This window comes from Pollutibacter soli (genome assembly GCA_029269725.1).
Classification (GTDB): domain Bacteria; phylum Bacteroidota; class Bacteroidia; order Chitinophagales; family Chitinophagaceae; genus Pollutibacter; species Pollutibacter soli.
In genome coordinates this window covers 247,133-272,529 of record JARJHS010000003.1, presented here as the reverse complement: position 1 = coordinate 272,529, position 25,397 = coordinate 247,133, and the positions used below count along the sequence as shown (strand labels likewise).

Below are 25,397 nucleotides of genomic sequence, written 5' to 3'. Positions count from 1 at the left end.
CATCATCCTTTATGTAAATTGTATTAAACTCCTTAAAGAGCAATCAGGTTAAGATCTTTTGACTCGAGTAGAGATTCACCCATCAGGTACTCATCAACCTTTCTTGCACATTCACGGCCTTCGCTGATGGCCCAAACAACCAATGATTGACCGCGACGCATATCACCGCAGGCGAAGATCCTTGATATGTTTGTATGATATTCTTTTTCTGATGCTTTTACATTTCCGCGATCGTCCAGTTCAACACCCAGTTCGTTGATCAATCCTTCAAACTGTGGCTGTGTGAAACCCATGGCAAGCAGGGCCATTTCGCAAGGGATAGTACGCTCGCTACCGGCGCGTTCAACGAACTGCGCGGGTCGGCCATCTTCTGTGAATTTCCATTCAAGGTCAACAAGCTTAAGTGCCTTCAGCCTGCCATTTTCATCAGCGATAAATTCTTTGGTTGCAATTGCCCAATGTCTGTCAGCCCCTTCTTCATGTGAAGAAGACGTTTTCAAAATCATAGGATAAGTTGGCCAGGGCATGAATACAGTACGATCGTTTGGCGGCTTAGGCAACAACTCAAACTGGGTTACCGATATTGCACCATGCCTGTTGGATGTACCAACGCAATCGCTTCCTGTGTCGCCACCACCAATTACAACAACATTTTTTCCTTTTGCGCTCAATTCTTCCCCCACTATATTACTTTCAATTCCGGCATTGCTCAATGGGTTTTTTCCGGCAACACGTTTGTTCTGCTGTTTGAGGAACTGCATTGCGAAATAAACACCATCAGACTCTCTTCCGGGAATTTCGAGATTTCTCGGTACTGTAGATCCTCCTGCAAGTACAACTGCATGGAATTCTCTCAGGATATCATTCAGGTTGACATTCACGCCCACATTCGCATGACAGCGGAAAACCACACCTTCTTCTTCCATAACTTTAATCCTGCGATCGATCACCCATTTTTCCAGTTTGAAATCGGGTATTCCATACCGTAACAATCCGCCAGGAGCATCATCTCTTTCGAAAACGGTTACCAAATGACCGGCATAATTCAACTGCGCCGCAGCAGCAAGGCCAGCAGGCCCGGATCCGATTACAGCTATTTTTTTACCTGTACGAACATTTGGTTTTCTTGCTTTTACCAATCCTTTGTCGAAAGCAATTTCAATAATGTGTTTTTCGATTTCCTCGATGGCTACCGGTGGCTGGTTGATGCCAAGCACACAGGATGATTCACACGGTGCAGGACAAATCCTTCCTGTAAATTCAGGGAAATTATTTGTTGATCTGAGGATATCATACGCCTCTTCCCAACTCGAACGATAAACTGCATCATTGAATTCAGGAATCACATTACCCAGCGGACATCCATGATGACAAAAAGGAACTCCGCAATTCATGCATCTTGCTGCCTGGTGATTCAGCTTGTTATCACTGTACCGTTCAACAAACTCATTATAGTTTTTCAGGCGATCCGCCACCGCTTTTTTCCCAGGGAGTTCCCGAGTGAACTCCATAAAACCCGTTGGTTTTCCCATTGCTGACTACTTATTTGTTGATGGTATTTAATACTGCAGGCTTAACCTGTAATGCTTTCTTATAATCTTTAGGAAACACTTTAATGAAATGCTGGAGCTGGTTGTCGAAATCGTCAAGAACGAATTTCGCAACTGTACTTCCTGTATGGAGATAGTGATCGTAAATCAATTGTTTCAGTCTGGATGCGTCACCATTTTCAACAGGATCCAGATCAACCATTTCCGGGTTGACCAATGAGCTGAATTTATTATTGATATCATACACATAAGCGATACCACCACTCATACCCGCTGCAAAGTTTCTTCCTGTTGAACCAAGGATCACTACAGTACCCCCGGTCATATATTCACAACCATGATCACCTACACCTTCTACAACTGCTTCACCGCCCGAGTTACGAACACAGAAGCGTTCGCCTGCTTTTCCGCGGATATATGCAGTCCCGGAAGTGGCGCCATAGAATGCAACGTTTCCGATGATGATATTTTCTTCCGGTGTATAGCCAGCTTCTCTCGGAGGATAAATAACGAGTTTAGCGCCACTTAATCCTTTTCCGAAATAGTCATTTGCATCTCCTTCCAGTTCAAGGGTTACCCCACGCGTATTAAAGGCGCCAAAACTTTGTCCGGCAGTACCATTGAATTTAAAATGAATGGTATTGTCCGGTAAGCCTTCGCCTTTGTACTTCTTTGAAATTTCATTCGAAAGCATGGTGCCTGTGGTACGATCTGTATTCCTGATCGCAAACTCGCCATACACTTTTTCTCCGCTATCCAACGCCGCCTTTGCTTTATCTATCAGCTGCCAGTCGAGTACAGAAGCTAAACCATGATCCTGTTCTTCCTGTTTGTACTGACCAACGTATGGAGATGATGGCTCACGGTACAGAATAGGCGAAAGATCTAATTTGCTGTATTTCCAGTGATTGATATTATCGCGTGCTGCGAGGTTTTCTACCTGTCCGACCATTTCCTCAACAGTGCGGTATCCTAATTCAGCCATGATTTCCCGAAGTTCACGGGTGAGGAATTTTATGAAATTCACCACGTGATCGGCGGCACCGTTAAAGCGCCTTCTGAGTTCAGGATCCTGCGTAGCAACACCAACAGGGCATGTATTCAGATGGCATTTGCGCATAAGGATACAACCTTCTACAACAAGCGCAGCAGTTGCCACACCCCATTCCTCTGCACCAAGCAATGTCGCTATTGCAATATCCCTTCCTGTTTTTAGCTGACCATCAGTCTGCAAAACCACACGACTGCGCAAACGGTTTTGTACAAGTGTCTGATGTGATTCCGCAAGACCAAGTTCCCATGGCAAACCTGCATGTTTTATTGAGCTTACAGGCGACGCTCCCGTTCCACCATCAAATCCTGAAACCAGGATCACATCTGATTTCGCTTTTGCAACACCCGCTGCTATTGTACCAACACCTGCTTTGGACACCAGCTTAACGCTGATCCTTGCAGTTCTGTTTGAATTTTTGAGATCGAAGATCAATTGTGCAAGATCCTCGATAGAATAAATGTCGTGATGCGGTGGGGGAGAGATCAAACCTACTCCTGGTGTGCTATGTCTCACACGACCGATCCAGTCATCAACTTTATGGCCAGGCAACTGCCCGCCTTCACCAGGCTTTGCACCCTGTGCCATTTTGATCTGTAATTCATCAGCTTCCGTCAGGTACTGACTTGTCACACCAAAACGTGCAGAAGCAACCTGTTTGATTGCAGAACGCATGGAGTCGCCGTTAGGCAAGCGTTCATATCTTTTTTCATCTTCTCCGCCTTCACCCGTATTGCTCTTTGCACCAAGACGATTCATTGCGATCGCCAGAGTTGTATGTGCTTCCCAGGAGATAGATCCGAAGGACATCGCACCTGTAGCAAATCTCTTATAGATGTTTTCTGCAGGTTCAACTTCATCAATCGAAATCGAAGGCCTTGTCGGTTTAAAAGTCAGCAGGCTTCTCAGTGTGCATGCTTTTTCCGACTGATCATTTACCGCCTTTGAATATTTTTTGAAGGTATTGTAATCATTAACCCTTGTCGAATGCTGCAAGAGGTGAATAGTCTGCGGATTGAAAAGATGGAATTCACCTTTTCTTTTCCATTGGTAGATTCCACCCACCGGTAATTTGTCAACAGGAAGATCTTTTCTGCTGAATGACAGATAATGTTTTGCCAGAGATTCACGAGCGATCTCATCCAGGCCCATTCCCTGGATCCTTGATACTGCGCCTGTGAAATATTTATCAACAACATCGCTGTTCAGACCGATGATTTCAAATATTTGCGCTCCCTGGTAGGACTGGAGTGTGGAGATTCCCATTTTTGAGAACACTTTCAGCAAACCATCATTCACTGCCTTCACGTAATTTTTTTTCAGCTGTTCACCGTCCAGGTCAGTGATGAGTCTGCCGGTATCCTTCATGTCACGTATAGACGAAAGTGCGAGATAAGGATTGATCGCAGTTGCGCCGAATGCAAGGAGACATGCGAAGTGATGTACTTCCCAAACGTCACCTGCTTCCACTACAATTCCTACTTTACCTCTGAAACCTTTGCGGATCAGGTGGTGGTGAATTGCTGCAGTCGCGAGTAATGAAGGAATAGGAGCATGTTCCGAATCCACCGCGCGATCCTGCAGAATCAACACTTCAAATCCGTCTTCCACTGCATCTACAGCATAGCGGCAGACGCGGTCCAGCGCGGCTTTCAGCGATCCCGGCTTTCCATCAGCGCGGAAATAACATTGCAGTGTTTTTGCCTGGAATATGCCGGTATCTATACTGCGGATTTTTTCCAGGTCATGATTTGTCAATACCGGGTGCTTCAGCGCAACGGTATGACAACTGATGGGATCTTCGATCAGCATATTACCATTATTACCTACAAATGTTGCAAGCGACATCACCAAACGTTCACGTATAGGGTCTATCGGCGGATTGGTTACCTGTGCAAACAACTGTTTGAAATAACTGCTGAGATGCTGCGGTTGATCGCTCAGTACAGCTAATGGTACATCCGTTCCCATCGAACCTACTGGTTCCTTACCATCAAGCGCCATTGGAGCGACGATGGTTTCCAGGTCTTCCGAAGTATATCCAAAAGCTTTCTGGTATTTAAAAACCTGGTCGTGCTTCAGGTGAGTGAATGAAATCCTTGGTTCAGGTAATTCATTCAAACGGATCTTGTATTTATTCAGCCAGTCAGCATATGGCTTACGGGAACATATAGACGCTTTCAATTCCTCATCGCTGATGATGCGCCCCTGTTCCATATCCACCACAAACATTTTACCCGGCTGTAATCTTCCTTTTTCAATGATCATTGCAGGATCAACCGGCAATACACCAGACTCCGAAGCCATGATCACGCGATCATCCTTTGTAACACAATACCTTGAAGGACGAAGCCCGTTTCTATCCAGTGTAGCACCGATCATTTTTCCATCGGTAAATGAAATAGAAGCCGGTCCATCCCAGGGTTCCATCATAGAAGCGTGGTACTCATAAAATGCTTTTTTCACCGGATCCATCTGATCATTACCATCCCATGCTTCTGGAATCAGCATCATCATCACATGTGGTAAACTACGGCCCGTCATGGTCAGCAGTTCAATCACGTTATCCAAACTTGCAGAATCTGATTGACCATTGGTCACGATAGGCAGTAACATATCCATTTCTTCCCTCGTGAAGTACGGAGATGTAAAACCTTTTTCGCTCGATCTTAACCAGTTCAGGTTACCCTGTAGTGTATTGATTTCACCGTTATGGGCGATGAAACGGAATGGCTGTGCAAGTTTCCATGAGGGAAAAGTATTGGTCGCAAAGCGCGAATGTATAAGTCCGAATGCGCTCACCACCCGTTTGTTGCTAAGGTCAGGGAAATATCCACGAACCTGGTGGCTCGTCAGCTGACCTTTATAAACAACAATTTTATAGGAAAGCGATGCGATGTAGAATCCGATCTGATCGCGTCGAACAGTATTATTAATGATGTGACTTGCATGGTTCCTCAACACAAATAACTTTCTTTCGAAAGCCATGGGGTCGTTGATATGATCCGGACAGGCAATGAATACCTGTTCCATTTCCGGCTCAACAGACAACGCTGTTGGCCCTATATCAGATGGATTAACCGGAACCTTACGATAAGTCAGAATTTCAAGGCCAAGTTTCTCGGCTGTTCTGTTGAAAATATCGCGGCATTCCTCACGAAGGCGGATCTCTTTCGGGAAGAAAATAAATCCGACACCATACTTCCCGAATGCGGGAAGATGAACACCAAGCTTCAGACATTCTTCGAAGAAAAACTCATGGGGAGTCTGAATCAGCAGACCAGCGCCATCACCGGTGTTGCTCTCACAACCACACGCGCCACGGTGTTCCATATTTTCCAATATGGTCAGTGCGTCAGATACGATCTGGTGATTTTTGTTCCCTTTGATATTTGCGACGAAGCCTATGCCGCATGCATCGTGTTCAAACTCGGGACGATACAGTCCAAGGTTGCTTGCCATATTGGAGCGTTGTTAGAAATTATTTAATAAATAGCCGTTATATTGTACGGAAATACAAAATAATAGCAAGCATCTCTTTAAAAATACGAATAAAAACCCTATTTAAATGAAGAGCCGCAGATTATTTTCCACAGGTTTTTCCAATCAGGGTCTTTCCGGATACAGGAGTGGGGTCAGATGGAAAAATCAGATCAGGTAACCGAACAATTTGTCGTCCTTATTGATCTCGGAATAATTGATCCCGCTGGTTTTCATCCGATGTAACAGCGAGTTATAATCATTTTTACTTTGCAGCTCAATTCCTACCAAAGCTGGTCCCGCTTCTTTGTTGGTTTTCTGCATATACTCAAACCTGGTGATATCGTCGGTCGGTCCGAGTACATCATTCAGAAATTCCCGTAAAGCGCCTGGGCGCTGTACAAAAGAAATGAGGAAATAATGTTTGAGTCCTTCATATTGTAAAGAACGTTCCTTGATTTCGGGCATTCTATCGATATCGTTATTACTTCCGCTGACAATACAAACCACTTTTTTGCCAACGATTCTGTCCGCATACTGATCAAGAGCCGCTATCGACATTGCGCCGGCAGGTTCAACAACGATCGCGTCTTCGTTGTATAATTTCAAGATGGTTGAACAAACTTTTCCCTCAGGAACGAGGCACATTTCATCAATTACTTCCTTACATATAGAGAAGGTAAGATCACCGACGCGTTTAACGGCGGCGCCATCAACAAATCTGTCGATCTGCGGAAGAGTCACAGGCTCACCGGCTTTTAAAGCTTCGTTCATCGAAGGAGCTCCCTCCGGCTCGAGACCGATAATCGTGCAGTTCGGCGCATAAGCGCTGAAGTATGCGCCAACACCCGCAGTTAATCCACCACCGCCCACAGGTACAAAAAGAAAATCAGGATCCGGTAATTCATCAAGAATTTCAACGCCAACAGTCCCCTGGCCTTCGATGATTCTGAAATCATCAAACGGTGGGATAAATATCATCTCGTTTTCTTCAGTAAATTTTTTTGCAGCGATTGCGCAATCATCAAAAGTGTCACCCTGCAGTTTTATTTCGATCCATTCTCCACCAAACATTTTTGTCTGGCGGATTTTTTGTCTTGGAGTAATCACCGGCATAAATACAACACCATGTACCTGCAACTTCTGACAGCTGTAGGCAAAGCCCTGTGCATGATTTCCTGCGCTTGCACACACTACACCGTGACTTAGTTTTTCAGGCGATAGGCTGCTCATCATATTAAATGCGCCGCGGAGTTTATAGCTTCTTACAATTTGCAGATCTTCTCTTTTCAGGTATACCTGGCAGTTATACCTGTGCGACAGATTTAAATTGAGTGACAATGGCGTTTTGGTAACGACTTTTTTTAATCGTTCCGCAGCCTTTCGGATATTTAAACCCATTGGCCCGAACGGATTTACCACCATTGGTTTTTCAGCCTGTACTGTTTCTGACATATCTTGACAAGTTTTCAGAACAGCAGCACCGAAAATAAGCGGTGCTGCTGTTGTGTAATGATATCATGCGTTAGCGAGAGTGCCGGCTGGCTTCAGTTCTTTTTCAGAACCGCCATCTACAACCTGGTTCTCAGGTCGCAGGCTTCTTACGGTTTTGCCAGCCTGCCACATCTCGCTTTCTCTTAATTCTTTTAACTCAGCTTCCAGTTTTTCGCGATAGTCGGGTTGACTATTTGAATCGATGGAACGCTGTGACTCTTTTCCTGCAGCAACGCTCTCATACAATTCTTTAAAGACAGGCGCTGTTGCATCACGGAATTTTTTCCACCAGTCGAGGGCACCGCGTTGTGCAGTTGTTGAACAGTTCGCATACATCCAGTCCATACCATTTTCTGCAACGAGAGGCATGAGTGATTGTGTAAGCTCTTCAACTGTTTCGTTGAATGCCTCACTAGGTGTATGTCCCTTATCCCGCAACACCTGGTACTGTGCAGCAAAAATTCCCTGGATAGCACCCATCAATGTTCCGCGCTCACCAGTAAGATCTGAGTAAACTTCTTTTTTGAAATTGGTTTCAAAAAGGTATCCACTGCCTACTGCAATACCCAGGGCAACAACTCTGTCAAATGCTTTGCCTGTTGCGTCCTGGTAAATGGCATATGAACTGTTCAGACCGCGGCCCTGTAAAAACATGCGACGCAATGACGTGCCACTTCCTTTTGGTGCAACAAGAAATACATCAACATCTTTCGGTGGAAGAATTTTTGTCTGCTCGTTAAATGTGATGCCAAAACCATGAGAGAAATAAAGTGCTTTTCCCGGCGTGAGGTATTTTTCAACTGTGGGCCACAAAGCTATTTGTGCTGCATCGCTCAGCAGGTAACAAATAATGGTGCCTCTTTGCAATGCCTCTTCAATTTCAAATAATGTTTCACCAGGAACAAAACCATCACGTACAGCCTTATCCCAGGTTTTTGAATTCTTACGTTGACCAACGATTACGTTAATACCATTGTCCTTTTGATTCAGCGCCTGGCCGGGCCCTTGTACACCATAACCGATAACAGCGACAGTTTCATTTTTCAATACTTCCTGCGCTTTGCTTAGCGGGAATTCTTCTCTGGTGATCACATTTTCAACTACGCCACCAAAATTGAGTTTTGCCATGATGATTGTTTTACGTTGGTTTTATTTTTTTATTTTAAAAGTCGGGTCACAACTATTTTACTAATACTTACATACTGAACACCTGCTCATTATCGTTGAGAAATTCATTCTCTATAACAGTTTCACTGGGTTCATGATATTCGAACTGTTGTAATTTTTCATGAAATCCTTCACTTGATTTGATGATCGCCACACGTGCACTGCGTACAAACTCAATCAGGCCATATGGCTCAAGTACCCGTACCAATGCTTCTGTTTCCTCGCGATGACCGGTAGTTTCGAAAACAGTATAATCATGACGAATCACTACTGCCCGGGCGCCATATTGCCTGAGTAATCTTTCCACTTTTACTTTTTCTGCAATCTCGTCGGTGCTCACTTTGTACAACGCCATTTCCTGCCAAACGATTTCATCGCTGGTATTATAGTAGGCTTTTAATACCTCCACCTGCTTTTCAATCTGACGACAAAGTTTGCGCACCACATCTTCAGTTTCATTGATCACGATCGTAAAACGATGAACACTTTCTACTTCCGAGGGAGAGGTATTCAGACTATCGATATTGATTTTCCTGCGTGAAAAAATGATCGCGATGCGGTTCAATAAGCCTACCTGGTTTTCAGTGTAGACGGTTATTGTATATTCCTGTTTGTTCATTGTGATATTTTTGGTTCAACGTTGAACCTGCCGTTGCCGGCAGGCAGGCGTTGAACGTTAAACGTTAAACCTCTTCTTTCGATAAAACAATCTCCGCTACTCCCCGTCCCTGTGGTACCATCGGAAATACATTGTTTTCCTTGCCTACCATCACTTCGAGCAGGTAGCTGCTTTTGTGATTCAGCATAGTTTCGAGTGCTGATCTGAGTTTATCTCTTTCGTGAATGCTGTGTCCTTGTATGCTGAAGCCTTTCGCGACCTGTACAAAATCAGGGCTGGTGATATCCACGAAAGAATATCTTTTTTCATGGAAGAGTTGTTGCCACTGGCGCACCATGCCAAGGAAATTATTATTAAGGATGATGATCTTCACGTTCGGCTGGAACTGCATGATGGTACCCAACTCCTGCAGTGTCATTTGAAAACCACCGTCACCAATAATGGCAACAACCGTTCTGTCCGGAGCACCAAATTTTGCACCGATGGCTGCTGGCAAAGCAAATCCCATCGTACCTAATCCACCACTGGTAATATTACTTCTTGATTTCGTAAAGTGCGTGTAACGACAAGCCACCATCTGGTGCTGACCTACGTCCGTTACAATTACTGCTTCGCCTTTTGTGAGTTCATTGAGTACATCGATCACTTCACCCATGGTGAGAACTTCCGTTTTCGGGTGCAGTTCATCTTTAATGACTTTATCTTCTTCTTTCTGCTGACAGTCTTTGAATTTCTGTAACCACTGCGGATAACATTTCTGTTCTACAAGCGCGGTTAACATCGGCAGAGTTTCTTTGCAATCTCCCCATACCGGAACAGCAGCTTTCACATTTTTATCTATTTCCGCAGGATCGATATCCAGGTGTACAACCTTTGCCTGTTTTGCATATTTATCTAGGCGGCCGGTTACGCGATCATCGAAACGCATGCCAACTGCGATTAACACATCGCATTCATTCGTTAATAAATTCGGGCCATAGTTGCCATGCATTCCCAGCATACCTGTTGCCAGCGGATGATCAGTTGGTATGGCACTCATACCCATGATCGTCCAGGCGCAGGGAATCCCGGATTTTTCGATGAACTTTATAAATTCTTTTTCAGCATTACCGAGAATAACACCTTGTCCGAAAATCACGAATGGTCTTTCAGCTTCATTGATCAGTTTTGCAGCCTGCTCCACAAATTCTTTTCTCACGATTGGTTTCGGGCGATAGCTGCGGATGTGGCTACATTTCTGGTAAGTCGGACATGGAAACATCTGCAGCTGTGCGTTCTTTGTGATATCAATAACTACAGGCCCGGGACGTCCACTTCCTGCGATATAAAATGCCTTTGCAAGTACACCTGGAATTTCTGTAGCGTCAGTCACCTGGTAATTCCATTTGGTGACAGGCGTTGTGATATTGATCACATCTGTTTCCTGGAACGCATCGGTTCCCAGCAAATGAGCGAACACTTGTCCGGTGATACACACCACCGGGGTTGAATCGATCATCGCATCTGCAAGGCCTGTTACCAGGTTTGTTGCGCCGGGTCCGCTGGTGGCGAACACCACGCCTGTGCGTCCGGAAGTACGTGCATAACCCTGGGCTGCGTGAATAGCACCCTGTTCATGGCGTACGAGAATGTGATTTAATCTATCATTGTAATCATACAGCGCATCATAAATAGGCATGATGGCTCCGCCGGGATAACCAAATATGGTTTCCACGCCTTCACCCAGCAAAGCCTGTAAGACGGCTTCGCTGCCGCTGATGGTTGTTGTCTGGGGCTTAGGCGCTTCGGCCTGCTGCTTGATTGTTTCTGTTTCCATTTTCCTTATTTCCTGATTATAAATATTGATCACTAACGAAGAGGTAAAACCGAAAATTTTCAGTTTTCCAAAGCCATTATTTTTTCAGATCCAGATTTTGATTTTTTTGTTTCCACTGGAGGCGCATCAGTAATACATCCTTCTGCTGCCGTAGTAACCGATAATGCGTATTTATACAGAACTCCTTTTTTCACTTTGAGCTCGGGCTGCTGCCATTTTGCGCGGCGCTTCCTGATCTCTTCTTCACTGACCTTTAAAGTCATGACACGGGATACTGCATCGATTTCAATCACGTCATCATCCTGGACCAATGCTATTAGTCCACCGTCGAAAGCTTCCGGGGTGATATGGCCTACCACAAATCCATGCGTTCCTCCGCTGAATCTTCCATCTGTGATCAATGCAACTGATTTTCCTAAACCTGCTCCAATAATTGCAGATGTTGGCTTCAGCATCTCAGGCATCCCCGGTGCTCCTTTCGGACCAACATATCGGATCACCACTACATCGCCGTGTTTCACACGACCGCTGCTTATACCAGCGATTAATTCTTTTTCACCATCAAATACACGTGCAGGTCCTGTGAAATTTTCTCCTTCTTTTCCAGTGATTTTCGCAACACTTCCACCAGCGGATAAATTGCCATAAAGGATCTGCAGATGACCTGTCGGTTTGATGGCATCTTCTACAGGAAAAATTATTTTCTGTATTTCGAAATTCAGCTCCGGAACTGATTCGAGGTTCTCTGCAATTGTTTTACCTGTAACAGTTAAACAATCACCATGGAGATATCCTTTTGCAAGTAAGTATTTCATTACCGCCGGAACGCCTCCAACTTTATGCAGATCTTCCATCAGGTATTTACCACTTGGTTTAAGATCTGCGATGAAAGGAACTTTATCACTGATCGCCTGTACATCATCCTGTGTCCATTCGAGGTCAACACTTTTTGCGATTGCAATCAAATGCAATACTGCGTTTGTTGAACCGCCCAAAGCCATCACTATCGTGAATGCATTTTCAAATGCTTTACGCGTCATGATATCTTTTGGTTTGATATCTTTTTCGAGTAAAAGTCTGATCGCTTTTCCTGCAGCTTCACATTCATCACGTTTTTCTTTACTCAAGGCAGGATTTGAAGAAGAATAGGGGAGGCTCATTCCCATTGCTTCAATAGCAGAAGCCATGGTATTGGCAGTGTACATACCACCACATGCACCGGGACCAGGACAGGAATTCATTACTATGCCTTTGAAATCTGCATCGTTCAGGTTACCTGCAATTTTTTGTCCCAATGCTTCGAAAGAAGAGATGATATTCAAATCCTGTCCCTTATAATGACCAGGAGCAATTGTACCGCCATACACCATAATAGCAGGACGATTCAAACGTCCCATAGCCATTACAGAACCCGGCATATTTTTATCACAGCCCGGAACAGCAATCAATGCATCATAGTATTGAGCACCGCAAACCGTCTCGATAGAATCGGCGATGATATCGCGGCTCACGAGCGAATACCTCATCCCGTCTGTTCCGTTTGATATACCATCACTCACTCCGATTGTGTGAAAGATCAATCCAACAAGATCATTGCTCCAAACGCTTTTTTTGATGTCAGCAGCAAGATCATTGAGATGCATGTTGCAGGTATTACCGTCGTATCCCATACTCACCACACCTACCTGTGCTTTTTTCAGATCTTCCTCTGTCAATCCGATTCCGTACAACATTGCCTGCGCAGCGGGCTGAGTGGGATCCTGCGTGATTGTCTTACTGTATTTGTTTAGTTCTGCCATACCTGTTCGTTGTTCGTTTTTCGTTGTTCGTTATTCGTTCGTCGTTTACCGTTCTACGTTTTAAGTTATACGTTCAACGTAAAAGCATCTTCTTTCAGAGCTTCAAATGAAACATGATCTTCTTTTACTTTATGCTGATATGCTCTTTGAATCAATGCACTTTTTGATTCCTGCCATTCCATAGGGAAATGATAGTCGTCGATTGACCTGAATCCTACAACTTCCGCAGCAGTACCGCAGAAAAATGCAGTGTCCGCCGATTTTAATTCACCCGGCTTGCATTGTTTTTCTGTTACCGGTATCTGTAATTCATTACAGAGATCGATTACTGTGGCTCTTGTGATTCCAGGAAGAATATTTCCGGTTGCTGGTGTAAACAGTTCTCCATCTTTTTCAAAAAACAGGTTAGCTCCCGGGGCTTCTGCGAGGAAATCATTCATATCCAGCAAAAGCGCTTCATCGTAGCCGTTAGCTTTTGCTTCCTGGCTTGCGAGCAGTGAGTTTACATAGTGGCCAGTTGCTTTTGCATGAATCTTAAATCCTTTGGGATTTGGTCGCTGGAAGGAAGATGTCATCACTTTCAGCAGTTTTTCTCCCAGAAAGGGTTGCATTTCCCAAACCTCAATAGCTATAAAAGATACAGTGTTCTTTACGAAGCTCATATTGGCTGGCGCGTATACGATAGGTCTGATATAAGCATCCTGGAATTTGTTTGCAGCAAGCACATCATATGTTGCTGATATAAGTTCTTCGGAAGAAAATTCATAAGGAAGGTTAACTGCAAGAGCTGATTGTTTCAATCGCTCATAGTGTTCTCCGGCTTTAAAAATCTTTGTCTCTCCCTTTGATGTACGGTATGAACGTATTCCTTCAAATACGCCATAGCCATAATGCATCGACTGACTGTATAAGTCGATTTTTGCTTCCGCTGCTTTTACCAGTTTCCCGTTGTGATACAGGATGGTATGTTCATTATAATATTCCATAGCTCACCGTTTTTCAGGCAATAAAAAAACCCGCCTGAGGGAGGCGGGTTTGTATTTTTTGATTTTGTTATCGTATTAAACACCACCTCCCAGCGAGACCGGAATAATAATCACCACCACCACAATAATAATTGCGGTTAGTTTGTTCAGCACAGTGATATTATTACCAGGTTGCATAATGAGATCGTGAAAAACGAATATACACCCACCTGATGTAAAAACAAAGAACTTCGAAAAAAAATTGCTGTCAGGTTGAACGTTATACGTTACACGTTCAACGTTTAACTTCTAAATTATCGTCGATTTCCTCAGCTCTATATTCGCCTTATTCACTACTCCTGGAATTTTATTTCCGATATAATCACAGATCAGTTCTCCGATCGTTGATGTGAAGTAAAAATTAACCGGATCGATATCTTTTGTCACAAACCCATTCTGAAGTGTCCAGGTAACGGCATCGCGTACATGATTTGCCTCGGTCTGCATGCCGAAGTAATCGAGCATCATCGCTGCGGAAAGAACCGATCCAATCGGATTGGCAATATCTTTTCCTGCTGCCTGTGGGTATGAACCATGAATCGGTTCAAACAAGGCAGTATGTGTTCCTATTGAAGCGGATGGGAGCAGACCCAATGAACCGCTCAACACGCTGGCTTCATCACTGAGGATATCGCCAAACATGTTTTCGGTAAGAACAATATCAAATTGTTTCGGATTAAGAATGATTTGCATTGCTGCATTGTCAACAAACATATATTCTGTTTGTACTTCAGGATACTGCGTGGCAATTTCCTGGACTACAGCGCGCCATAGCCTGGATGTTTCAAGTACGTTGGCTTTATCCACCAGCAATAATTTTTTTCTGCGCATCATGGCGTACTGGAACGCGAGATGACTGACGCGCTGGATTTCTTCGCGGCTGTAAACACAGAGATCAGAAGCCAATGTTTTTTCGGCATTGATTTCTTTCTGACCGAAATAAATTCCACCGGTCAGTTCACGGAAGATGATAAAGTCAACACTTTCCAGTTGTTGAGCTTTCAGGGGAGAGAGGTGTTGAAGGGCCAGGTATGTATTGATAGGTCGGATATTCGCAAACAGTTCAAGTGATTTGCGGAGTCGGAGCAAACCTTGTTCTGGTCTTACTTTTGCAGTCGGGTCATTATCATAACGGGGATGGCCAATCGCTCCAAATAAAATTGCATTGCTTCTTTTGCAAAGATCGATGGTATCATCCGGCAAAGGGTTCCCGGTTTTATCGATGGCATCAGCTCCCATCAAACCATAACCATAGTTGAACTGATGGCCATATTGTTCAGCAATGGCATCAAGTATTCTTACGGATTGCATCGTGACTTCCGGGCCGATTCCATCACCAAGTATGACAGCAATATTTTTATTCATTTTAAAATGCTTTGAGCTTCGTTGAGTTTTGTATTTTAAGCAGCACCAACTGCTTTTCTTTTATTTTCAAATCCTTCAATATCGTTGCGGATACTTAAAAGAAAATCGATGTCGTCATATCCGTTGATCAGGCAGGTTTTTTTATAACTGTTGATATCAAATTTTTCTTCGATGCCAATGGTAGGAATTCCGATGGTCTGATGCTCCAGGTTGACTTCGATTTCAGTATTCGGATCTGTTTCGATTGCGTCGAAAATCTTTTGTAAAAAATCATCAGATACCTGTACGGGAAGAAGGAAATTATTCAACGCGTTGTTCTTGAAAATATCAGCAAAGAAGCTGCTGATAACAACATCAAATCCATAATCTTTGATCGCCCATGCCGCATGTTCCCTGCTGGATCCGCAACCAAAATTTTTCGCGCCTACAAGAATTCTTCCTTTCCATTTTGAGTCATTCAGAGGAAAATCTTTTTTCGGCTGCGCTTCATCGTCATTTTCAAAACGCCAGTCACGAAAAAGATTTTTCCCGAAACCTTCCCTGCTTGTCGCCTTTAAAAAACGCGCAGGAATGATCTGGTCGGTATCGATGTTTTCGATATTGATGGGAACCGCGGTGGATTTTATGTGCTTCATTTTGTAATACGTTAAACGTTCAAGGTTGAACGTGGAACCCTGGTTTAATTAAAGTACTCCCTCACATCCTCCACTTTCCCCGTGATCGCTGCTAGTGCTGCGGTCAAAGGACTGGCGAGAAGTGTTCTTGCATTCGGTCCCTGGCGGCCTTCGAAATTGCGGTTGCTGGTACTGATGCAGTATTTTCCTGCAGGAATTTTGTCTTCGTTCATACCAAGACAGGCAGAACAACCTGGCTGTCTTAACTGAAATCCTGCCTCTTCAAATATTTTATCGATGCCTTCTTCCTGGGCTGCTTTCTCTACCTGTTTGCTTCCGGGTACAACCCATACTTCTACATTGCTTGCTTTCTTTTTGCCTCTTACAAAACCGGCAACCAAACGCAAATCTTCAATTCTTGAATTAGTGCAGCTTCCGATAAACACATAATCCACTTTCTGTCCTTTGATTGGCTGACCTGCCTGCAATCCCATATATTGCAGGGATTTCAGAAATCCTGCTTTTTCTTTTTCAGTGATTTCCTGTTCTGCAGGAATTGACTGATCAACACCGATGCCCATTCCCGGATTCGTTCCGTAGGTAATCATTGGTTGAATGTCTTCCGCTTTTATATTTATTTCCGAGTCGAATTTTGCGTCCTGATCAGAATACAATTCTTTCCATTTTGCGACCGCCGCATCCCAGTCTTTTCCTTTCGGAGAGAACTCACGTCCTTCGAGATATTTAAATGTTACCTCATCCGGAGCAATCAGGCCTCCCCGTGCGCCCATCTCAATACTCATATTACAGATGGTCATACGGGCCTCCATCGTAAGGCCGCGGATAGTGGAACCTGCATATTCAACAAAATATCCTGTAGCTCCGCTCGCAGATAATTTTGAGATGATGTACAGGATGATGTCTTTTGATAATACTCCCGGATTGAGTTCGCCATCAACATTAATACGCATTAATTTTGGCTTCGACTGCAAAACACATTGTGTCGCCATTACCATTTCAACTTCGCTAGTTCCGATACCGAATGCGATTGTTCCGAAAGCGCCATGAGTTGATGTGTGACTGTCACCACACACGATCGTCATTCCTGGTTGTGTAACTCCGAGTTCTGGTCCGATCACATGAACAATGCCCTGGTAAGGATGACCAAGTCCATACAATTCAATTCCGAATTCCTTGCAGTTGCTAACGAGCTTGTCTACCTGCTGACGCGAAAGTTCTTCTTTAATCGGAAGATGCTGCAGAATTGTGGGCACGTTATGATCTGCTGTGGCGACGATTTGTTTCGGCCGAAAAACGGGCAAACCTCTTTTCCGAAGACCGGCAAATGCCTGGGGTGAAGTCACTTCATGAATAAAATGTCTGTCAATGTACAAAACCGATGGCCCCCCATCGATGGTTTTTACCACATGTGCGTCCCAGATTTTTTCAACTAATGACTTGCCCATTGTATATGATTCTGCCCCGGTTTTTAATCGGGATGGTTTTTAAAAAAACGTGGCGGTGAAGCCACGGCTGTCAGAGCCCACGTTCAAACATGAGAAAAACTAAGATCAGGAAATTGCTGCTGCAACTTCAGGCTGATATTTTGCGGCCATTTCAATCAGGTCGGTATCCTGCACTTCTTTTTTCGCATCTGCTACCTGGAGAAACTGCTCGTACAAAACATCAATATCATTTCTGTTGAATTCAAAACCGAGCTTACGAAAGCGGTAAGCAAGAGCGGATCGGCCACTCCTTGCCGTTAGTACTATTTTTGAAGTCTCGGCACCTACTTCTTCCGGACGAATAATTTCATATGTCTGAGAGTCTTTCAAAAATCCATCCTGGTGAATTCCTGAAGAATGCGAGAATGCATTTGCACCTACAATTGCCTTGTTTGGTTGAACAGGCATGCGCATAACATCTGCCACCAGTTGACTGATCGGGTTCAACTGTTCTGCACGGATATCTGTATGCAGATCCAGGCACTGGTGTTGTTTGATCACCATCACCACTTCTTCCAGCGAAGTGTTACCGGCTCTTTCGCCAAGTCCGTTGATCGTACACTCAATCTGCCTTGCACCTGCGATCACACCAGATATAGAATTTGCTGTTGCCATACCAAGATCGTTATGACAATGACAGGAGAGTACTGCTTTATCCACATTCGGAACATTATTGATCAGGTAAGCGATTTTTTCGCCGTATTGATGGGGTAGGCAATACCCGGTGGTATCGGGGATATTAACTGTTGTAGCACCAGCAGCAATAACGGCCTCGACTACACGTGCAAGGTATTCATTTTCAGTACGACCTGCATCTTCCGCATAAAACTCCACATTGTCTGTGAAATTTCTTGCCCATTTGACTGCCTGAACTGCTCGCTTCAGAATTTCTTCACGGGTACTGTTGAATTTTGCTTTGATGTGAAAATCGGAAGTTCCTATTCCGGTGTGAATACGTGGATACTTTGCATAACGGAGAGCCGCAGCTGCCGTTTCAATATCTTTTTCCACCGCACGGCTGAGTCCGCAAACGGTAGCGTTCTTTATAACCTTGGAAATCTCTGTTACGGATTCAAAATCACCAGGGCTCGAAATCGGGAACCCGGCTTCTATGATATCCACCCCAAGTTCTTCCAACGCAAGTGCTATCTCAATTTTTTCTTTTGTGTTGAGCTTGCAACCGGGAACCTGTTCGCCATCCCTGAGGGTGGTATCAAAAATGTAAATCTTGTTTGATGGCATAAGCTGAATTTAAGTTGTTGGATATTACTCCGTTAAATTTGTACTCTTCCTGGTCAGGGAGGAGCCTGGCGGTTATGCCAGTCTACGAATGTATCGACCTTAATTTTACGGATATACTCAAATTGGGTCGTAATTTACACTATGCAAAAAGGGGGTTTTGGTCTGAAACCCGCTACAGATAAGGATTACAAGGAAAGCCGACTACGATGCCCAACCTCAGTTCAGATGAGTTGTTTCAATTGGTTAAAACGCTGGAAAAGGCGGAAAAACGGAATTTCAAGCTTTATGTGAAGCGCAATGCCGCAACCGATGACCTGAAAATCATTCAGTTATTCGATGCGATGGATAAGATGGAGGTGTTTGATGAAGAGATTTTGTTAAAGAGAAACAAAGGGATACGTAAATCGCAGCTGTCTAACCTGAAGGCTCACCTGTATAAGCAGATTCTTGCAAGTCTTCGCGTGATGCGCGATGAGATCAATATCGATATCCAATTGCACGAGCAACTGGACCACGCCAGGATATTATATAATAAAGGTTTATATACGCAGGCGCTTAAGGTACTGGCTAAGATTAAAGATCTGTCGAAGGCCAATAACCAGATCACATTCTGGCTGCAGGCGCTTTTTTTTGAAAAGAAGATTGAATCGCTTCATATCACCCGAAGTCTTGAAAACAGGGCAGAGCAATTGTCAAAAGAGGTGGATGACCTGAATGAACGCCTTGTTATGATGGGCAAACTCAGTAATCTATCCCTCCGGATGTATGGACTGTACATACGCCTCGGACACGCCCGGAATGAAAAAGATGAGATGCTGGTGAAAGGTTTTTTTGAGAGAAATCTGCCAAAAAACGCTGCCCAGGCTACGGGTTTTTATGAGAAGCTCTTCCTGTACCAGAGTTATGCTTGGTATGCATTCATCCTGCAGGACCTATTAATGTATTACAGGTACTGCCAGCGCTGGGTCGATCTTTTTGAAAAAGAGCGTTTCATGGTGAAGATCGAAACCCAGCAATACATTAAAGGCATGCACAACCTCATGAACGCTCATTTTATGCTCAGTAATGGTGAGAAGTTTGCCTGTACAATTAACGACTTTGAGCATTTTTATCGATCCAAAGAAGCCAATAATAACGACAACAACAGGGTTCAGAGTTTTGTGTACCTGTATACCGCAAAGATCAACCGTCATTTCATGGATGGCACCTTTACGCAGGGGTTGAAACTGGTTCCTTACATCGAAGAGAAGCTGGAAGAATACGCATTGCAGCTGGATCGTCACCGCGTCCTGATCTTTTATTATAAAATCGCCTGTCTCTATTTTGGAAGCGGTAATAATGATAAGACGATCGATTATCTCAATCGCATCATCAATTGGAAAGTCGATCTAAGGGCCGATTTGCAGTGTTATGCAAGACTGCTCCACCTGATCGCCCATTACGAACTTGGCAACTTTGATATCCTGGAATACCTTATCAAGTCAGTCTACCGGTTCATGTCCAAAATGGAGAACCTGAGTGTCGTGGAAAAAGAAATATTCAGCTTTATCCGCAAATCTTTCCATCTCAATCCTCACCAGATCCGGTCGGCTTTTAAAGTCCTGCGCGATAAACTGAAAAAATACGAGGGCAACCCGCTGGAGAGCCGCTCCTTTATGTACCTCGATATCATATCCTGGCTGGAAAGTCATATTCAGAATCTGCCGGTGCAGGATGTGATCAGGGCGAAATACCTGGCGAGAGCTACCGGCAGCAGGCAACAGGCAGCAGATTGATACAGGCAGCGGTTGAGATAGTTACAGACAGGCAAAAGTCAGAAACAGAATACAGAATAACCGATACTGGGAAAGTGCCATACCTGAAAACGGAAAACACAAATGAGGAAAAATCGATGATACTGTATACTGGAAGGAGGAAAATACTGAAATCCTTCCGACTTCAGGCAGGCTGGAAATGAACTGAACGGTCAATCGGAAAACGAAGCTCTGAACTCTATCACAATCACCAACTGACAAGTGACAACCGACAACTGAAATTTTAACATTCGCTTTAAACCACTCCAGCCTTCTGCCTCCCTGCTCCTGCCTGAAAAAATATTGCCAATTGAAGCACAATCATTAACTTTGCCCTCCTTAATTCAGGCATGCCGGCATTTTCCTTAAACGCGATTTTGTAAATTATTGAAAATCAATGTTTGCATTCGGTCTACCGAAAGCAGGGTTTGTTTTGTGTTAAGTTAACGGTTTACAAAAACTTTGTATCGTACTATGGCAATTAAAAAAGAAAACCGCCCCAAAGCCAGTTTCTCCAAAATTACTATCAGTCTAGCCTCACCTGATTCCATCCTGGAAAGGTCTTTTGGTGAAGTTCTTAAACCAGAAACCATCAACTACCGCACATACAAACCGGAGCGTGATGGACTTTTCTGCGAAAGGATTTTTGGTCCGGTGAAAGACTATGAGTGTGCCTGTGGTAAGTATAAAAGAATCCGCTATAAAGGCATCGTGTGCGACCGCTGTGGTGTTGAAGTGACTGAGAAAAAAGTACGTCGCGAACGTATGGGCCACATCAAACTTGTGGTGCCTGTAGTTCACATCTGGTATTTCAAAAGTCTGCCGAATAAAATCGGTTATCTCCTCGGCGTAAGCTCTAAAAAGCTGGAGTCAATCATATATTATGAAAGATACGTGGTGATTCAGCCAGGTATCCGTGTTGACAAAGGACAGAATCCCGGTGATCTTCTCACGGAAGAAGAATACCTGGACATCCTTGACGGTTTACCAAAAGATAACCAGTACCTGCCCGATGAAGATCCAAATAAATTCATCGCGAAAATGGGTGCAGAAGCTGTGCATGATATGCTTGGAAGAATTGACCTTGACGGGTTGAGCTTCTCTTTGCGTAACGCAGCTGCTACTGAAACATCTCAGCAACGTAAAGCTGATGCATTGAAACGTCTGAGTGTTGTGGAATCATTCCGCGATGCGAACTCAAGAATTGTTAACCGCCCTGAATGGATGGTGATGCAATATATCCCGGTGATTCCACCGGAACTTCGCCCACTCGTTCCTCTCGATGGTGGTCGTTTCGCTTCTTCGGATCTGAATGATCTGTATCGTCGCGTAATCATCCGTAACAACCGTCTGAAACGCCTTCTGGAAATTAAAGCTCCTGAGGTGATTCTTCGTAACGAGAAAAGGATGTTGCAGGAAGCTATTGATTCACTCTTTGATAACAGTCGTAAATCAAATGCTGTAAAAGCAGAAGGTGGACGTGCACTGAAATCACTGAGTGATGTGTTGAAAGGAAAACAGGGACGTTTCCGTCAGAACCTGTTGGGTAAACGTGTTGACTATTCTGGTCGTTCTGTAATCGTGGTAGGTCCTGAACTGAAACTCCATGAGTGCGGTCTTCCGAAAGATATGGCTGCTGAATTGTTCAAACCATTCATCATCCGTAAACTGATTGAAAGAGGCATCGTAAAAACGGTGAAATCTGCGCGTAAACTGGTTGACCGCAAAGAAGCCGTGGTTTGGGATATACTTGAAAATATTCTCCGAGGTCACCCGGTATTGCTTAACCGTGCGCCAACGCTGCACCGCCTGTCAATCCAGGCGTTCCAGCCAAAACTGGTGGAAGGTAAAGCGATCCAGCTGCACCCGTTGGTGTGTTCTTCATTCAACGCTGACTTTGATGGTGACCAGATGGCGGTACACGTACCACTGAGCCACGCTGCAATCGTTGAGGCACAGTTGCTGATGCTTGCATCACACAACATTCTTAACCCGCAGAATGGTACGCCGATCACCCTGCCGTCACAGGACATGGTACTCGGTCTGTACTACATTTCAAAAGGAAAGAGAAATACTGATACAGAAGTAGTTCGCGGCGAAGGCATGCGCTTCTACTCAACAGAAGAGGTGATCATCGCTTACAATGAAGGTCGTGTCGACTTGCACGCTTTCATCAAGGTGAAAACCAATATCAGGAATGATAAAGATGTTATTGAACATAAGTTAATCGAAACCACTGTAGGTCGTGTCATCTTCAACCAATGGGTACCGGCTGCTGTAGGTTTTGTAAATGCATTGCTCACCAAAAAGAACCTGCGTGAAATCATCGGCGACATCATCAAAATCACTGATGTTCCGACAACCGCAAGATTCCTTGATAATATCAAGGAACTTGGATTCCGTATGGCGTTCCGTGGTGGACTGTCATTTAATATCGAAGACCTTGTTATCCCTGAACTGAAACAGGATATGATCGATCAGGCTTCCGGTGAAGTACAGGAAGTTTGGGATAACTATAACATGGGTCTGATCACCAACAACGAACGTTATAACCAGATCATCGACATCTGGAGCCGTGTAGATACCAAAGTAACTGAAACATTGATCCGTTCAATGGCGACAGATAAACAGGGCTTTAACTCTGTGTACATGATGCTTGATTCGGGTGCGCGTGGTAGTAAGCAGCAGGTAAAACAGCTGGCTGGTCTCCGCGGTCTGATGGCGAAACCCAGAAAGAGCGGTTCGACAGGTTCTGAGATCATCGAGAACCCGATCCTCTCTAACTTTAAAGATGGTCTGAGTGTATTGGAATACTTCATCTCTACGCACGGTGCGCGTAAAGGTCTTGCGGATACAGCGTTGAAAACAGCTGATGCCGGTTACCTGACTCGTCGTCTCGTTGACGTATCACAGGATGTGGTAATTACAGAAGAAGATTGCGGAACACTCCGTGGTATTGATATCGGAGCATTGAAAGATAATGAGGATATCGTTGAGCCATTATACGACAGGATACTTGGACGTACATCATTGCATGATGTGTTCGATCCTCAGACTGATGAACTGCTTGCTTCTGCAGGTCAGCTCATCGATGAAGACATCGCACAGAAAATTGAAAACAGCGGACTGGAAACAGTTGATATCCGTTCGGTGCTGACTTGCGAAAGTAAACGCGGTGTGTGTGTGAAATGTTACGGTCTGAACCTTGCTACCGGTGCGATGACTCAACGTGGTGATGCTGTTGGTATCATCGCTGCACAGTCAATCGGTGAACCTGGTACGCAGCTGACTCTTCGTACCTTCCACGTGGGTGGTGTTGCCGGATCCGCTTCCGTTGAATCTCACCTGAATGCAAAATTCGATGGTACCGTTCAGTTCGATGGATTGCGTACAGTAAAAGCTTTCAATAACGACGGCAAAGAAGTTGATATCGTAATCGGTCGTACCGGTGAGATGAGGATCATGGATCTGAAAAATGATCGTCTCCTCATTACCAACAACGTTCCTTACGGCTCAACACTGCAGGTGAAAGAAGGTCAGAAAGTAGCCAAAGGCGATGTGATCTGTACATGGGATCCGTTCAACAACGTAATCCTTGCTGAGATCAGCGGAGCTGCACGTTTTGACAATGTTATCGAAGGTGTTACTTTCCGTGAAGAAGCTGATGAGCAGACAGGCCACAGGGAGAAAGTAGTTATTGATACAAAAGATAAAACCAAGATTCCTTCATTGATTATTGCTGGTATAAACGAGCAGAAATCATATAACCTTCCGGTTGGATCGCATATCGTGATCGAAGAAGGTGATGAAGTGAAAGCTGGTAAGGTACTCGTGAAGATCCCGAGGGTGTTAGGTAAACTCCGCGACATCACGGGTGGTCTGCCACGTGTAACCGAATTGTTTGAAGCACGTAATCCGGGTAACCCAGCGGTTGTTTCTGAAATCGATGGTGTAATTACTTTCGGTTCTATAAAAAGAGGTAACCGTGAGATCGTTGTGGAAGCGAAAGATGGTGTTATTAAAAAATACCTTGTACCGTTGACACGACAGATTCTTGCACAGGATGGTGACTTTATTAAAGCAGGTACACCATTATCTGACGGACAGATTGCTCCAAGTGATATTCTTTCTATCAAAGGCCCATTTGCAGTACAGGAATATGTGGTGAATGAAATTCAGGAAGTATACCGCTTACAGGGTGTACGTCTGAATGATAAGCACATCGAAGTGATCGTAAGGCAGATGATGAAGAAAGTGGAAATCGTTGATCCGGGTGATACCCGTTTCCTCGAAGAAGATCTGGAAGATCGCTACGACTTTAACCAGGAGAACGACTGGATCTTTGATAAGAAAGTGGTTACTGAACCTGGAGAATCAGGAAAACTCAAAGCCGGACAAATCGTTAGCCTGCGTGAAGTACGCGAGGAGAATTCCATCCTTCGTCGATCTGACAAAAAACTGGTTGAATTCCGCGATGCGAATCCGGCTACATCAAGACCAGTATTGCTCGGTATCACCAAAGCATCTCTGGGTACACAGAGCTGGATTTCAGCAGCATCATTCCAGGAAACAACCAAAGTGTTGTCTTCAGCTGCCATCCAGGGTAAATGTGATGAAATGCTTGGTCTGAAAGAAAACGTAATCACTGGTCATCATATCCCTGCCGGTACAGGCTTGAGGGAGTTTGAAAACATGATCGTAGGCAGCAAAGAAGAATACGAATTGCTGCAGACTACACGTGAAGTGATGAGTTTCGATGAAGAAGAGTAATCTTTAAATATTACAGGAGAGCAGGACATCAGTTCTGCTCTCTTTTCATTTCAACCTTTGGCTGTTAACGCTTTACTAAAAACAATCACAGGTTCCCCGATTAGTTT

14 protein-coding genes are annotated in these 25,397 nt (G+C 44.3%); 2 read left to right on the top strand and 12 right to left on the bottom strand.

Annotation, left to right across the window (positions count from 1 at the left end; genetic code table 11):
* Window positions 1-32: 32 nt before the first annotated feature.
* From P2W82_RS09540 to P2W82_RS09485, 12 genes are all read right to left on the bottom strand, one after another.
* Complete coding sequence (locus P2W82_RS09540; RefSeq protein ID WP_336515648.1) at window positions 33-1,532, bottom strand: glutamate synthase subunit beta; 1,500 nt, start codon at window positions 1,530-1,532, stop codon at window positions 33-35.
* Window positions 1,533-1,542: 10 nt separating this feature from the next.
* Window positions 1,543-6,063 (bottom strand): glutamate synthase large subunit, encoded by a 4,521-nt coding sequence (gltB, locus tag P2W82_RS09535; RefSeq protein ID WP_336515647.1) that lies wholly within the window; start codon window positions 6,061-6,063, stop codon window positions 1,543-1,545.
* Between the two features lie 186 nt (window positions 6,064-6,249).
* Window positions 6,250-7,536 carry a threonine ammonia-lyase gene (ilvA, locus tag P2W82_RS09530; RefSeq protein WP_336515646.1) on the bottom strand — a complete coding sequence of 429 codons (1,287 nt, stop codon included), beginning with the start codon at window positions 7,534-7,536 and terminating at the stop codon, window positions 6,250-6,252.
* A 63-nt stretch (window positions 7,537-7,599) separates the two neighbouring features.
* Window positions 7,600-8,703, bottom strand: coding sequence for a ketol-acid reductoisomerase (ilvC, locus tag P2W82_RS09525; RefSeq protein ID WP_336515645.1), 1,104 nt, complete (start codon window positions 8,701-8,703; stop codon window positions 7,600-7,602).
* Window positions 8,704-8,770: 67 nt separating this feature from the next.
* Window positions 8,771-9,361, bottom strand: coding sequence for an acetolactate synthase small subunit (gene ilvN, locus P2W82_RS09520; protein ID WP_336515644.1), 591 nt, complete (start codon window positions 9,359-9,361; stop codon window positions 8,771-8,773).
* A 64-nt stretch (window positions 9,362-9,425) separates the two neighbouring features.
* Complete coding sequence (gene ilvB, locus P2W82_RS09515) at window positions 9,426-11,177, bottom strand: biosynthetic-type acetolactate synthase large subunit (RefSeq protein ID WP_336515643.1); 1,752 nt, start codon at window positions 11,175-11,177, stop codon at window positions 9,426-9,428.
* 59 nt (window positions 11,178-11,236) lie between these two features.
* Window positions 11,237-12,976: a dihydroxy-acid dehydratase gene (gene ilvD, locus P2W82_RS09510; RefSeq protein ID WP_336515642.1), complete on the bottom strand. Its 1,740-nt coding sequence runs from the start codon at window positions 12,974-12,976 to the stop codon at window positions 11,237-11,239.
* 65 nt (window positions 12,977-13,041) lie between these two features.
* A complete protein-coding gene (locus P2W82_RS09505) occupies window positions 13,042-13,962 on the bottom strand; it encodes a branched-chain amino acid transaminase (RefSeq protein ID WP_336515641.1) in 921 nt (306 codons plus the stop codon).
* Between the two features lie 288 nt (window positions 13,963-14,250).
* Complete coding sequence (gene leuB, locus P2W82_RS09500; RefSeq protein WP_336515640.1) at window positions 14,251-15,366, bottom strand: 3-isopropylmalate dehydrogenase; 1,116 nt, start codon at window positions 15,364-15,366, stop codon at window positions 14,251-14,253.
* Window positions 15,367-15,401: 35 nt separating this feature from the next.
* Window positions 15,402-16,001 carry a 3-isopropylmalate dehydratase small subunit gene (gene leuD / locus P2W82_RS09495; protein ID WP_336515639.1) on the bottom strand — a complete coding sequence of 200 codons (600 nt, stop codon included), beginning with the start codon at window positions 15,999-16,001 and terminating at the stop codon, window positions 15,402-15,404.
* A gap of 44 nt (window positions 16,002-16,045) precedes the next feature.
* Window positions 16,046-17,446: a 3-isopropylmalate dehydratase large subunit gene (gene leuC / locus P2W82_RS09490; protein WP_336515638.1), complete on the bottom strand. Its 1,401-nt coding sequence runs from the start codon at window positions 17,444-17,446 to the stop codon at window positions 16,046-16,048.
* A 105-nt stretch (window positions 17,447-17,551) separates the two neighbouring features.
* On the bottom strand, window positions 17,552-18,727 hold the full coding sequence (locus P2W82_RS09485; RefSeq protein WP_336515637.1) for a 2-isopropylmalate synthase: 1,176 nt from the start codon (window positions 18,725-18,727) through the stop codon (window positions 17,552-17,554).
* A gap of 206 nt (window positions 18,728-18,933) precedes the next feature.
* Here P2W82_RS09485 and P2W82_RS09480 point away from each other — a divergent pair, with 206 nt between their 5' ends.
* Window positions 18,934-20,502 (top strand): hypothetical protein, encoded by a 1,569-nt coding sequence (locus P2W82_RS09480; RefSeq protein WP_336515636.1) that lies wholly within the window; start codon window positions 18,934-18,936, stop codon window positions 20,500-20,502.
* A 492-nt stretch (window positions 20,503-20,994) separates the two neighbouring features.
* A complete protein-coding gene (rpoC, locus tag P2W82_RS09475) occupies window positions 20,995-25,290 on the top strand; it encodes a DNA-directed RNA polymerase subunit beta' (protein ID WP_336515635.1) in 4,296 nt (1,431 codons plus the stop codon).
* Window positions 25,291-25,397: the final 107 nt, after the last annotated feature.